Source organism: Herbaspirillum autotrophicum (assembly GCF_001189915.1).
Classification (GTDB): Bacteria; Pseudomonadota; Gammaproteobacteria; order Burkholderiales; family Burkholderiaceae_D; genus Herbaspirillum; species Herbaspirillum autotrophicum.
Genome location: NZ_LFLS01000031.1, coordinates 1 through 13,352, shown reverse-complemented (window position 1 = coordinate 13,352; position 13,352 = coordinate 1). Strand labels below are relative to the sequence as shown.

Sequence of the window (13,352 nt, the reverse complement as noted above, 5' to 3'; positions counted from 1 at the left end):
CAGAGTTTGCCCTTGTCTCAGGCGATGAATCAGCCCCGGCGTGGCCGGTCATGGCGGTTATCCGACCATGCCGGCGGACATCGATTGCGTTACATCCGGAACACCCCAAACCGCGTCTCCTCAATCGGCGCATTGAGTGCCGCGCTCAATCCGAGACCGAGTACGGTACGGGTAGCTGCGGGGTCGATCACGCCGTCATCCCACAGCCGGGCCGAGGCGTAATAGGGGTGGCCCTGATGTTCGTACTGTTCGCGAATCGGCGATTTGAATGCGGCCTCTTCTTCTGCTGTCCAGTTGCCGCCGCGCGCTTCGATACCGTCGCGTTTGACGGTTGCCAGCACGCTGGCTGCCTGTTCGCCGCCCATCACTGAAATCCGTGCATTGGGCCACATCCACAGGAAACGCGGCGAATAGGCGCGGCCGCACATGCCGTAGTTGCCGGCGCCGAAACTGCCGCCGATGATCAGCGTCAGTTTTGGCACTGCCGCAGTGGAAACGGCGGTCACCATCTTCGCGCCGTTGCGGGCGATGCCTTCGTTTTCATACTTGCGACCGACCATGAAGCCGGTGATGTTCTGCAGGAAGATCAAGGGGATTTTGCGCTGGCAGCACAGCTCGATGAAATGTGCGCCCTTGAGGGCGGATTCCGAAAACAGGATGCCGTTGTTGGCGATGATGCCGACCGGCATGCCGTACAGATGGGCAAAGCCGCAAATCAGCGTGGTGCCATAGCGCGCCTTGAATTCGTCGAATTCGCTGCCATCGACGATGCGGGCAATGACTTCACGCACGTCGAACGGCTTGCGGGTATCGCTGGGGATGATGCCGTACAGTTCATGAGCCGGATACTTTGGTTCCGCCGGCGGCCGCAGCGCCAGTTGTTGCGGCTTGATGCGATTGAGGTTGCCGACAATGCTGCGCGCAATCGAGAGTGCGTGCGAATCGTTTTGCGCCAGATGATCGACTACGCCTGACAGGCGGGTATGCACATCGCCGCCGCCGAGATCTTCGGCGCTGACCACTTCGCCGGTTGCTGCCTTGACCAGTGGCGGCCCGGCCAGAAAGATGGTGCCCTGATCCTTGACGATGATGGACTCATCGCTCATGGCCGGCACATAAGCGCCACCGGCAGTGCACGAACCCATCACCACGGCGATTTGCGGAATGTCCTTGGCCGACATGTTGGCCTGGTTGAAAAAGATGCGGCCGAAATGATCACGGTCAGGAAACACTTCATCCTGATTCGGCAAATTGGCACCGCCGCTGTCGACCAGATAAATGCAGGGCAAATGATTGAACTCGGCAATCTCTTGCGCGCGCAAGTGTTTCTTGACGGTCACCGGATAATAGGTGCCGCCCTTGACGGTGGCGTCATTGCAGACGATCACGCATTCCTGTCCGGCCACCCGCCCGATGCCGGTGATGATACCGGCGCAGGGGGCGGCATCGACGCCCTTGTCGTCCTGATACATGCCGTACGCTGCCAGTTGTGAAAACTCGAGGAACGGGCTGCCGGGATCGAGCAACATCTGGACCCGGTCGCGCGGCAACAACTTGCCCCGGCTCAAATGTTTTTCGCGTGCCTTCTCACCGCCACCGGTGGCAATGGCGGCGATCTTTTGCTTGAGATCATCGACGATGAGCTGCATCGCGGCGGCGTTGCTCTGAAAATCTTCGCTGCGCGTATTCAGTTTGCTTTCGATTTGCGGCATATCTGTTCCTTGGTGGTTGTCAGTCGCACTGACCTCAATATTGCCTGCTGCAGCAATGCATGCGTTGCATCACTGGTCTGGAAAACTGCCATCGACATAGAACCAGCGCACCACGCCGGCGGCATCTGCCTGGCGCACGAAGTTGCTGATTTCGTGCAAGCGATGGGCGCGGCCGCTGACCTTGAAGCGCGCCACGAACTCAACCGTAGCCTGATCGGCGGCAGCGACGTGCACATGCTTGACGATTTGCAGACCGATCCATTTGACACCGTCTTCACCGGTAATCGGCTCTTCCGGCAAGGTGTCGGGAAACCAGCTGTCGCGCAAATATTTTTCATCTTGCAACACGAAGGCGGTATAGCGTGAACGCATCAGTTCCAGCGCATTCTTCGGTACTTCTGCGCCACTGATGAAGCGTTGGCAACACTTGATGTAAGTGCCGCCGCCGCAAGGGCAGTCGGTGAGGGCTGGCTTACCCTTGAGCTTTTCAATCATTCAGATCTTCCCGTTCTTGAGGAATGCGGCCAATTGATCGAACCGGTCGAAACCCCAGAATGCTTCGCTATCGACAATCGTGAACGGCGAGCCGAACACGCCGCGTTCCAGTGCCGCTGCTACTTCATTCTTGAGCTGCTCCTTGATGGCGTTGTCTTCCAGCGCTGCGCCGAGGGCCGCAGTATCGACACCGAGGTCGCCGGCGATGCGCAGCACGGTGGCATTGCCGCTGATGTCGACGTTTTCGGTGAAGTAGGCACTGTAAATCGTGTGAATGAACGTCACCGCCTTGGCCGCGTCGTTTTGCTGGATCCACAGCAGTGCGCGGGCCGCATTCTGGGTGCCGATGGGAAACGCATCCGGTTGCTTGAAATAGATATTGTGAAAGCGCGCCGTGCGTTCCATGTCGCGCCGCGAGTAGTCGCCTTTCAGCGGTGTATTGACCAGCGGTGCGGTACTCATCAGTTTGAATGCCGGTCCTAGCAAGATGCCATGCCAGTTGACCGTGCGTCCGTATTGCGTGGCCAGTTTCTCGATATGCAAGGAACCGAAATAGCCATAAGGAGAACTGAAGTCAAAGTAGAAATCGATGGGCGCGCTCATGTTTATCCTTTGGAGAGGGAAGACGCCGCATTGCTGCGGCGCATGGGGGGTCAGACCAGTTCGATGGCCAGTGCGGTACCTTCACCGCCGCCAATGCACAACGATGCCACGCCGCGCTTGCCGCCGCTCTTCTTGAGCGCACCGATCAAGGTGACGATGATACGTGCACCGGAAGCACCGATCGGATGTCCCAGGGCACAGGCGCCGCCGTGGATATTGACCTTGTCGTGGCTGATGCCCAATTCTTTCATGGCCGCCATCGGTACGGTGGCAAAGGCTTCATTGATTTCAAACAGATCGACATCCGCAGTGGTCCAGCCAATTTTCTTGTACAGATTGTTGATGGCATCGATCGGCGCCGTGGCAAACCAGTTCGGTTCTTGCGAGTGGCGGGCATGACCGACGATGCGGGCGATTGGCTTGCAGCCGAGTTTTTTTGCAGTCGATTCGCGCATCAGTACCAATGCCGCAGCGCCGTCATTGATCGAGGAAGACGACGCGGCGGTGATGGTGCCGTCTTTCTTGAACGCCGGCTTGAGCGAGGGAATTTTTTCCGGCTTGGCTTTGCGCGGACCTTCATCGCTGTCGATGACGATATCGCCGCCACGCGCAGCAACGGTTACCGGTGCGATTTCCCACGCGAAGGAACCATCGGCGGCAGCTTGCTGTGCGCGCTTGACGGAGGCAATCGCGAAGGCGTCCTGATCTTCCCGGGTAAAACCGTACTTGGCAGCACAGTCTTCGCCGAAAGTACCCATCGCGCGGCCGCCGCCTTTTTCGTCGCGGCTATAGGCATCTTCCAGACCATCCAGCATCATGTGGTCGTAAATCATGCCGTGACCGATGCGATAGCCGCCGCGTGCTTTCGGAATCAGGTAAGGGGCATTGGTCATCGACTCCATGCCGCCAGCCACCACGACGTCATTGGTGCCGGCCAGAATCGAATCGAAGCCGAACATCGTGGCTTGCATGGCCGAACCACACATCTTCGACAAGGTAACCGCACCTGCCGATACCGGGATGCCGGCCTTGATCGCTGCTTGTCGTGCCGGTGCTTGTCCTTGTCCCGCCATCAGGCAATTGCCGAACAGCACATCCTGCACTTGTTCCGGCGCAACGCCGGCACGTTCCAGTGCGGCCTTGATGGCGGCCGCGCCGAGGTCGCTGGCCGTCAGCGATGACAGTTCGCCCTGGAAGGCACCCATGGGGGTACGCGCAGCGCCGACGATAACGATAGGATCATTCATGTTTGTTCTCCGGGAAAGGTGAGGGTGGGATCGGGAGGGCGATAGCCAAAGCGCAATTCCTGCGGATAAGGGAAGACGTCGCCGAGATGGCCTTCCTGAATCCGCTGCTTGTGCTGTTGCCAATAGGTGTAGTCGAGCAGGTCGGCATGATGTTGCATGAAATACTTTCGCACGCTCGGATTGCCGAGCAGGAAAGTACCGAACTGTTCCGGGAATACGTCGTTCTTTGCCACCGGATACCAGGGTTCGGCAGCCATTTCATCTTCTTCGTTGCGCGGCGCGGGAATTTTGCGGAAATTGCAGTCGCTGATGTACTCGATTTCATCGTAATCGTAAAACACCACCCGGCCGTGGCGCGTGACGCCAAAATTCTTGTACAGCATATCGCCGGGAAAGATATTGGCGGCGATCAGTTCCTTGATGGCATTGCCGTATTCCCGTATGCCGTGTTCCAGCGCGGCTTCATCCTGATTTTTTTCGGCCTGCGACAGATACATGTTGAGCGGCACCATGCGCCGTTCGATATACAGATGGCGAATGATGATTTCGTCGCCGTCTTCTTCAACGATGGATGGCGCTACCTGCTTCAGCTCGGCCAGCAAGTCTTCCGAAAAGCGCGCACGCGGAAATGCCACGCTGGAGTATTCCAGGGTATCGGCCATGCGTCCGACGCGATCATGATATTTGACCAGTTGATATTTTTCCTTGACCAGCGCCGTGGTGGTTTCTTTCGGTGGCGGGAAATAATCCTTGATGACCTTGAATACGTAAGGAAACGAAGGCAAGGCAAATACCACCATCACCAGACCGCGAATTCCGGGAGCAATTTCGAAGCGGTCCGATGAATAACGCAGGTGGCGCAGAAAGTCGCGATAGAACAGGGCCTTGCCCAGTTTTTGCAAACCGAGAATGGTATAGATTTCACTGCGCGGCTTGTTCGGCAACAGCGTGCGCAGAAATTGCACGTATGCCGAAGGCACTTCCATGTCGACCATGAAGTAAGCCCGGGTAAATGAAAACAGCAGTGTCAGCAGGCGATTGTCGGCCAGCACCGCATCGATGAACAGTTTGCCTTCACGGTTATGCAGGATCGGCACCGCAAACGGATACTCGCGAGTGTTGTTGATGATCTTGCCGACAATGTAGGCGCCCTTGTTGCGATAGAACAGGCTGGCCAACACCTGAATCTGAAAGTCGGCATGCTGATCGGCGGCCAGCAGGGTATTGAGACGTTGTTCGACCAGGGCCGCATCGCGATCCAGATCCGCGAAGGGACATTGCAACTGGAAGTTGGTGACGATGCGTTTGAGCGTGTAGTGCAAGCCATCCGCGCCCGGATAGTAGACCCGGTAGGTGGGCGCGATTTCGGCAGTGTCGAGATATTCGGTCGAGACGGCCGGGCGCACGAAGATGAAGTCGTTGTGAAAATACGTGCGATGCAAGATTTTGCAGCACACCGAATTGAAAAAAATTTCTGCCAGTTCCGGTTGTTTGTGATCGATCAGCAAACCGATGTAATGCAATTTGACTTCGCGCCAGACTTCATCGGTCAGGTCGCTTTGGTCGTACTCATCTTCCAGCACATTGACGCATTCGACGACCCGCTGATCGTAAAAGGAAATGCGATCACGCGCCGCCGTCTGCGCGGTTTTCCAGTCGCCACTCTCGAAATACTGTTTGGCGGCCTGGCTGGCGCGCCGGAACAAGCGATAGTGTTTGTCGAACCCATCCAGAATCGTACGCGCAGTATCGAATGCGATCTGGGACGACAACAGTTTGGGGAAAGTGGCGGCTTGCATGAATGCGTTCTATCTTTCGTAGCGACGGAACCGGCCATGCAGCATGCGCAACGTCGCAACGATGTCGATTTGTGCCTGCATGGTGGTTCCGTTCACGAGACCTTACAGGGTCTCGGCAAACAATTCGCGACCGATCAGCATGCGCCGGATTTCGCTGGTGCCGGCGCCGATTTCATACAGTTTGGCATCGCGCCACAAACGACCGGCCGGGTATTCGTTGATATAGCCGTTGCCGCCCAATATCTGAATGGTTTCACCGGCCATCCAGGTGGCTTTTTCTGCCGAATACAAAATCGCCCCGGCAGCATCCTTGCGCAAGGCCCGTGCCGCATCGGGTGTAGCAGCGCGGTCACAGGCCTGGCCGACGGCATAGACATAGGCCTTGCAGGCCATCATGGTCGAATACATGTCGGCGATCTTGCCTTGCATCAGTTGGAATTCGCCGATGGACTGGCCAAACTGTTTGCGGTCATGAATGTAAGGCACTGCCACATCCATACAGGCTTGCATGATGCCGAGTGGTCCGCCGGACAACACGGTGCGTTCGTAGTCGAGGCCGGACATGAGGACATTGACGCCCTTGCCGATACCGCCCAGGACGTTTTCCAGCGGGACTTCACAGTCCTGAAATACCAATTCGCCGGTATGCGATCCGCGCATGCCAAGCTTGTCCAGTTTTTGCGCTACCGAAAATCCTTTGAAGCCCTTTTCCACCAGGAATGCCGTCATGCCGCGTGCGCCTGCAGCCGGATCGGTCTTGGCATATACCACCAGCACATCGGCGTCGGGACCATTGGTGATCCACATCTTGCTGCCATTCAGAACGTAGCGGTCGCCTTTCAGATCAGCGCGCAATTTCATGCTCACTACGTCGGAGCCGGCATTCGGTTCCGACATTGCCAGTGCGCCGATGAAATCGCCGGAAATCAGTTTCGACAGATATTTGGCTTTTTGCTCTGCAGTGCCATTGCGCTTGATTTGATTGACGCACAAATTGGAGTGGGCGCCATAGGACAAGCCGACCGATGCCGACGCCCGTGAAATTTCTTCGAGGGCGATGATATGCGCCAGATAGCCCATGGCGGCGCCACCGTATTCTTCTTCTGCGGTAATCCCCAGCACGCCGAGATCGCCCATCTTTTTCCAGAGGTCCATCGGGAATTGATCGCTGCGATCAATTTCTGCTGCCCGCGGAGCAATTTCCGCCTGGGCAAATGCGGCGACGCTGGCGCGCAATGCGGCAATGTCTTCGCCGTGATCGAAGCTGAGTCCGGGCAAGTGGATCATGCAGTTGTCTCCTCGTTGTTGTAGGCAAATCAGGGTGCTGCAAAATAATACGCTTAATTGACGTTAACGTTAACCAAAATCGTCAATGCAACCTTTTGTTGAAGAATGGCAATGATTTTTTTCAGGCAGTTTTTCTGCTGGCGGATGCCGGCTTCTTGCCTGATTTTTCAGCGCGATTCGCGGCGATCGCTTGCAGGCATTCTGCTTCGTGTGCGGCAATTTCAGAGAGCGTGAGATCGAGATCTTCACGCTGTCTTTCCAGCTTTTCGCGATGTTCGGTCAACACGCTCAGGAAGCGCTTGAGTTGTGCATCGGTATCCTTGGGCGACTCGTACATGTCCACCAGGCTTTTGATTTCGGACAATGTCAGGCCCAGCCGCTTGCCGCGCAAGGTCAGTTTCAGACGAATCCGTTCACGCGCCGCATAGACCCGGTTGCGGCCGCCGATGCCTTCGCGTTTGGGACTGAGCAGGCCCTGATCTTCATAAAACCGGATTGCGCGCGGTGTGATGTCGAATTCCTGCGCCAGTTCAGTAATGGTGTAAGTCGGCATGGTCGTGGTTGGCGGTTTTCAGGGAGTGTTGGCACTTTACGTTAACGTAAAGTATATTGTAGGCTGCTCTGAAAAAAAGTAAACAGGACAAACATGGAAAGCACGCCGGGGACAGGCCGGCATGCGCGCCGTACAATGTGGGCTGTCTGCGCGGTGCGGTTGACGCCGCGATACGCACATGCCGGCAACACCCATTCCGTAAATTCACGTCAGGTAACTCATGAACGCTCTTGAATCCCAGCTCGAATACGCCTTTGGCGACACCTTGCCCGAATTGGGCACCACGTTGGAAGTGGCGCCGGGGGTATTGTGGTTGCGCATGGTGTTGCCGTTCGCACTGGATCATATCAATCTGTGGCTGCTGGAAGACGAAGTCGAAACCCTCGATGGCCGCGTACGCGGCTGGACCGTGATTGACTGTGGCATCTCGAACGACGCCACGCGTGCCGGCTGGGAACAGATATTCGCGACGCAATTGCGCGGCCTGCCGATTGTGCGCGTCATTGCCACGCATTGCCATCCTGATCATATTGGCCTCGGTGACTGGCTATGCAATCGCTGGAATGTACAGTTATGGATGACGACCGGTGAATATGCCTTTGCGCGCGTGATGTCGGCAGCGTTGCCCGGGGCCGAAGGCACTGCGGCCACGCCGCATTTTCAGCGTCACGGTCTGGTCGATCCGGAAACCATCAGCAAGCTGCAGGGACGCAATAATTATTATCAGACACTGGTGCCGACCATGCCATTGGCGTATCGGCGCATGCAGGATGGCCAACTGGTGCACATCGGTGGTCATGACTGGCGCGTCATCACCGGTTTCGGCCATTCGCCCGAACATGCTTCTCTATATTGTGCCGATCTGAATCTGCTGATTTCGGGTGACATGGTATTGCCGCGCATTTCGACCAATGTGTCGGTGCTGGCCATCGAACCGGAAGCCAATCCGGTGCAATCGTATCTGGACTCACTCAAGAAATACGCCGGCCTGCCGGCCGATGCACTGGTGTTGCCATCGCATGGCAAACCGTTCCGTGGTTTGCATACCCGCATCACGCAACTGAATGATCATCATCGCGATCGTCTGGCGGAAGTGGTGGCGGCATGTGCCACGCCGCAATCGGCGGTGGATATTCTGCCGGTGATGTTCCGTCGTCCGCTCGATACCCATCAGCTCAGTTTTGCCCTCGGCGAAGCGCTCGCGCATTTGCACAAGCTCTGGTTTGATGGCGTGTTGCAAAGAAAGATCGGCGCCGACGGCATCATCCGTTTTGTGGTCAACGCTCAGGCTTGACCGGCAACTGCTGGTCGGCCGCCACCTTGCCATTCTCCAGAACGATCACGCGGCTGGCGGACGCAATGGTTTCCGGCCGGTGCGCAACGATGATGCGGGTAATGCTCAAGTGATTGACTGCATGGTTGACCTGATGTTCGCGGGCGATATCGAGATGACTGGTGGCTTCATCCAGAATCAGAATCTTCGGTCGTTTATACAGGGCCCGTGCCAGAATGATGCGTTGTTTCTGGCCGCCTGACAGCACCGTGCCCATATCGCCGGTCAGCGTGTTGTAACCCATTGGCATCATCATGATTTCATCATGGATCGCCGCCATTACCGCGCATTGCGCAATCCACTCCGGATCGGCCGTGGGGGAGAAGAAGCTGATGTTGTCGGCAATCGACCCGGAAAACAGGACATCGTCCTGCATCACGGTACCCACCATATCGCGCAAACCGGCCAGCCCGATCTTGCTCAATTCCATATCACCAATCAGCACTTCACCGCGGGTGGGGGGAAGAATACCGAGCATGATATTGACCAGCGTTGATTTGCCGCAGCCGGACGGCCCGACAATCGCTACCGATTCGCCCGCCGCGATAGACACAGTGATGCCATCCAGTACCAGCGGTTCCTGTTCTGCATAGCGGAATGCCAGATCGCGTATGGCGATTGATGGCTGTAACGTCAGACGTTCGCCGGACAGGTTCTTGCCGGTCAGATTCTCTGGTTCACTAAAGACAATATCGGCCAGGCGTTCGCCATGCAGGCGCAACATCCTGAGCTCAAAGAATTTGTCGATCAGGGAGCTGACGCGGCCATTGAATTGCTCGCGATAACTGATGAATGCAATCAAGACGCCGGCAGTGAAATTGCCATCAATCACCAACGAGGCGCCGAGCCAGATCAGCAACACCCGCTCCAGCCCGAACAGGACACCATTCATTGCCTTGTAGGCGAGTTGCAGTTTCTGGGTCCGCAAATCGGCGTTGATCTGATTGATCAGCAGCGTCAGCCAGGAAGCACGGCGGGCATCCTGATTCTGGAACAGCTTGATGGTTTTGACGCCGCGCATCGATTCCAGAAAATGGCTTTGCTGTTTGGCAGCGTGCACCAGTTGCGCCTCGGTGGCGTTGCGTAACGGCGCATACCAGAGCCAGCGTCCAACGGTATAGAGCAGCATCGCCGACAACGAAACCCAGGGCAGGGTGGTGCTGTAGATGAACATCATGGTCAGTGTCAGGATCGCCATGACGCCATCGAGAATGCCTTCCAGAAACGACGACGTCAGCGTGCCCTGAATGGTGCCGACCGATTCGAAGCGCGACACCACATCGCCCAGATGGCGCTTCTCGAAATACTGTACCGGCAATCGGATCAGATGCGTGAAGACATTGCTGCGCCATTGAATGCTCAGGGTCGTGCCGAGGTAGATCAGCATCCATGAGCGCAAGGTGCTGATGGTCTGCTGCACCAGCACCAGTAACCCGAAACCGACGGCCAGCGTGGTCAGCAGATTGGTATCGGCGGTGACGAGTACGTTATCCAGTATCCATTGCATGTATAACGGACTGATCAGTGAAAACAGTTCCAGTCCGAACGCCAGCAACAGGATTTGCGTCAACGCTCCTTTAAGTCCGGTGATCCGGCCCATCATCGCGCGCAATGAAATATGCTGTTTGACTTCCTGTTGTTTGAAGTCGGCATTCGGCCACAATTCCAGCGCGATCCCGGTGAACGAATTGGATACTTCGGCCAGCGACAATTTGCGCACGCCGAATGCCGGGTCATGAATGACGGCGGTATTTTTCCTGACACTTTTCAAGACCACGAAATGCTGCAGATTCCAGTGCAGGATGCAGGGCAACCGCAGATCGCCCAGCTCGTCCAGGTCCAGCTTGAGCGGACGGCTGGCCAATTGCATCTGTTCGGCAATCTGGATCAGATGCAATAGCGTGCTGCCTTTCTGCGATACCGGAAACCGGCTGCGCAGCGAGGCCAGATCGCTGTGGTAGCCGTGATGCGCGGCGATCATGCCGAGACAGGCCAGACCACATTCGGTTGCTTCCGTTTGCAGCAGGACCGGAAGACGCGATGACGAAGAGAGATGCAGGCGATTCAGAATGGACATGGCAGGCGTGGTCAAAGTTTTCCGGAAATGCTGTACAGCGGCTCCAGCACCCACTCGAACAAGCGTCTGGTTTCAAGCAAGATATCGGCTTCGAGCAACATCCCGGCTTGCAATGCTTGTGGCTTGCCATAGGCATTGACGGTTTGTTGTTCGATCCCGACCGTGATCCGGTAAAGCGGTTCGGAAGTGCCGGCGCGCGAGGTCGGCAAGGCAGCGGCGCTCAGTTCAGCGCCGGAGATCGAGGTTTTCGAAACCGATATCACGCGGCCGCTGCCGTGGCCGAATTTCTGATAGGGATAGGCCTGATAGCGCAGTCGTACCGGATCACCGGTCTTGATGAAGCCGATGGCCTTGCTCGGCGCATATAACTGGGCTTGCAATACGCTGCTGCGCGGCACGATGCTGAGCAGCGATTTGCCGCCATCGACCAGTTGCCCCTGCTGCGCATTGACGGCGGTGACGATACCGTCTTCCGGTGCGCTGATGACGATACGGCGTCTGGCTTCGCTCTCTGCCAGTTCCTGCTCGATGGTCGCCATATTGCGATCAAGCTGGGACACCTGAATTTGTTGTTTCAGTGCGGCGTTGATCTGTTCGTTCTGTTGTTCGCGCAGTTCGCGTCTGGCGCGAATCAGATCACGCTGCAGATTTTGCTGACGCTGGCGCTGTTCCAGCAATTCTCCCTGCTTTTGCTGGAGCATGTCTTTGGAGATGTAATGTTGTTCGAACAGATGTTGATTACGCGTGGTGTTTTCTTCCGCCAGTCTGGTGCGCGTGCTCTGTCCTTCGAGTTGCGCCTCCAGGGTTTTCAGATCGTCCTTGAGTGTTTCTATTTTGTAGGTCAGCGCGCGCTGCGCATCGTTGTAGAGTGTTCTGGTCTGACCCAGCTCCTGCGTCAGCGATTGCCTGCGCAGTTCGACCTGACGGCTGATCGCGGCCTGCGTATCGCCCATGGTCTTGCTGGTGCGTTCGCCGGATAGCACGTACAGAAGCTGGCCGCGCGTGACTTCCTGTCCTTCCGTGACCTGCATCTCTTGCACGATTGCCGGTTGCTGCGAATACAGTTTGATGACGCCGCTGGTGGGGACCAGCTCACCACTGACGGTGCTGCGTCGGGTATAGCTGCCGGCGATGAAGAAGGTGGCAATCAGGGTAATCAGCATCAGTGTCATTGCGGCATAAATCCGGAATGACAGCGGCCGTATCAGAACAATGTCGCCTAACCACCTGGGCTGGTTGAACTCAATGACTTCGGGACGGAACAGCTGGCGTTCATTGCTCATGTCGTATCAGGTAGTGGACCAATTCAGTTTCGGGCCGACTGCTGCGCGTGTCGGCCGGCCCGACCCGACCACGTCGCGGGTGGCGTTGCCCGATGGCGGCCAGAGATCAGGCTACGTGTGCCCGCGATTATCGGGTGTCTGCATCAACGCAGCCTGGGCGCCGGAACGCCAAGAATCCGGGCCAGACCCAGCGTCACGTTGCTAAAAATGGTGACCTGGCCACCACCCAGGCCGGGAATGCCAGGGAATAATTCGACACCACCAGACCCCTCCTTTACTTCTTGCCGATTCAGTACTTGCATATTGGCTTCTGAGTAAAAGTTATCGAGTGACGGAAACACACATGGATCCAGTGCGTGGCCACATAATCTTTCTTATCGGGAATCTTGTATATAGAATAAATTGGGAAAGGGAATGCTGTCGCCAGGTTGTTTGATGAGCGCATTGCAAATGCGGTGGCAAGCATTGTGCGGCGTGCTGGCACGCTACTGCGCAGGGTTGACCGGAAGCGCCGCTTCGGATACCTGTGAGCGGAAAAGACAAAAAAACACGACAGGATTTTGTGTGAATTTTCAGCGTCGGGGACGTAGTTCTTTCGCCTTATCTTGCGCGGAGATGCGCTGACGAACGAGGTGCCGGCGCGAGGCAATTCACGCCCGAGCAGATGTGGCGCGCGAATACCTGGCACGCCATGGAGGTACCGCCAGTTGGTGATGCATTCAGGGAGGGCGGCAAGCGTGGTGCAGACATTGAACCGGCGACTGCAGCAACGCTTGCGTGACGATGGTGCCGGAGCGGCACTTCAGGAATTACCGGGTATTGCGCTGCAGTTCGCGTTCTTCTTTCAGCATCTTGGTCTTGATGCGATTGCGTTTGAGTTGCGACAGATACTCGACGAATACCTTGCCTTTCAGATGATCCATCTCATGCTGAATGCAGACCGCCAGCAAACCATCGGCTTCC

The 13,352-nt window shown here is 56.7% G+C and carries 12 protein-coding genes; 1 reads left to right on the top strand and 11 read right to left on the bottom strand.

The features are described from left to right. Positions 1 to 89: 89 nt before the first annotated feature. From AKL27_RS20520 to AKL27_RS20490, 7 genes are all read right to left on the bottom strand, one after another. Positions 90 to 1,712, bottom strand: coding sequence for a carboxyl transferase domain-containing protein (locus AKL27_RS20520; RefSeq protein WP_050464730.1), 1,623 nt, complete (start codon positions 1,710 to 1,712; stop codon positions 90 to 92). Positions 1,713 to 1,781: 69 nt separating this feature from the next. Beyond that, positions 1,782 to 2,207, bottom strand: a complete 426-nt coding sequence (locus tag AKL27_RS20515; RefSeq protein WP_050464729.1) for a YchJ family protein — start codon at positions 2,205 to 2,207, stop codon at positions 1,782 to 1,784. Continuing rightward, positions 2,208 to 2,810 carry a 2-hydroxychromene-2-carboxylate isomerase gene (locus tag AKL27_RS20510; RefSeq protein WP_050464728.1) on the bottom strand — a complete coding sequence of 201 codons (603 nt, stop codon included), beginning with the start codon at positions 2,808 to 2,810 and terminating at the stop codon, positions 2,208 to 2,210. It abuts the gene before it with no gap. A 50-nt stretch (positions 2,811 to 2,860) separates the two neighbouring features. After that, positions 2,861 to 4,057, bottom strand: a complete 1,197-nt coding sequence (locus tag AKL27_RS20505) for an acetyl-CoA C-acetyltransferase (RefSeq protein ID WP_050464727.1) — start codon at positions 4,055 to 4,057, stop codon at positions 2,861 to 2,863. Continuing rightward, complete coding sequence (gene aceK / locus AKL27_RS20500; protein ID WP_050464726.1) at positions 4,054 to 5,856, bottom strand: bifunctional isocitrate dehydrogenase kinase/phosphatase; 1,803 nt, start codon at positions 5,854 to 5,856, stop codon at positions 4,054 to 4,056. Before aceK ends, AKL27_RS20505 begins: the two co-directional genes overlap by 4 nt. Positions 5,857 to 5,958: 102 nt before the next feature. Beyond that, positions 5,959 to 7,143: an isovaleryl-CoA dehydrogenase gene (locus AKL27_RS20495; RefSeq protein WP_050464725.1), complete on the bottom strand. Its 1,185-nt coding sequence runs from the start codon at positions 7,141 to 7,143 to the stop codon at positions 5,959 to 5,961. A gap of 121 nt (positions 7,144 to 7,264) precedes the next feature. Continuing rightward, on the bottom strand, positions 7,265 to 7,696 hold the full coding sequence (locus AKL27_RS20490; protein WP_050464724.1) for a MerR family transcriptional regulator: 432 nt from the start codon (positions 7,694 to 7,696) through the stop codon (positions 7,265 to 7,267). Positions 7,697 to 7,916: 220 nt separating this feature from the next. On the opposite strand from AKL27_RS20490, the gene AKL27_RS20485 reads away from it, so the two are divergent. After that, on the top strand, positions 7,917 to 8,990 hold the full coding sequence (locus AKL27_RS20485; protein WP_050464723.1) for an MBL fold metallo-hydrolase: 1,074 nt from the start codon (positions 7,917 to 7,919) through the stop codon (positions 8,988 to 8,990). Here AKL27_RS20485 and AKL27_RS20480 read toward each other — a convergent pair. The 4 genes from AKL27_RS20480 to AKL27_RS20470 all read right to left on the bottom strand — a co-directional run. Then, positions 8,974 to 11,106 carry a peptidase domain-containing ABC transporter gene (locus AKL27_RS20480; RefSeq protein ID WP_050464787.1) on the bottom strand — a complete coding sequence of 711 codons (2,133 nt, stop codon included), beginning with the start codon at positions 11,104 to 11,106 and terminating at the stop codon, positions 8,974 to 8,976. The genes AKL27_RS20485 and AKL27_RS20480 overlap by 17 nt on opposite strands. An 11-nt stretch (positions 11,107 to 11,117) precedes the next feature. Beyond that, positions 11,118 to 12,389, bottom strand: a complete 1,272-nt coding sequence (locus AKL27_RS20475; protein WP_157057029.1) for an HlyD family secretion protein — start codon at positions 12,387 to 12,389, stop codon at positions 11,118 to 11,120. 143 nt (positions 12,390 to 12,532) lie between these two features. Further along, the gene (locus AKL27_RS27890) at positions 12,533 to 12,691 is read right to left on the bottom strand and encodes a hypothetical protein (protein WP_157057028.1); all 159 of its coding nucleotides are present in this window, start codon (positions 12,689 to 12,691) and stop codon (positions 12,533 to 12,535) included. 507 nt (positions 12,692 to 13,198) lie between these two features. Then, positions 13,199 to 13,352, bottom strand: a 154-nt coding sequence (locus tag AKL27_RS20470; RefSeq protein ID WP_198156031.1) for a peptide deformylase, incomplete at its 5' end; no start/stop codon positions are given.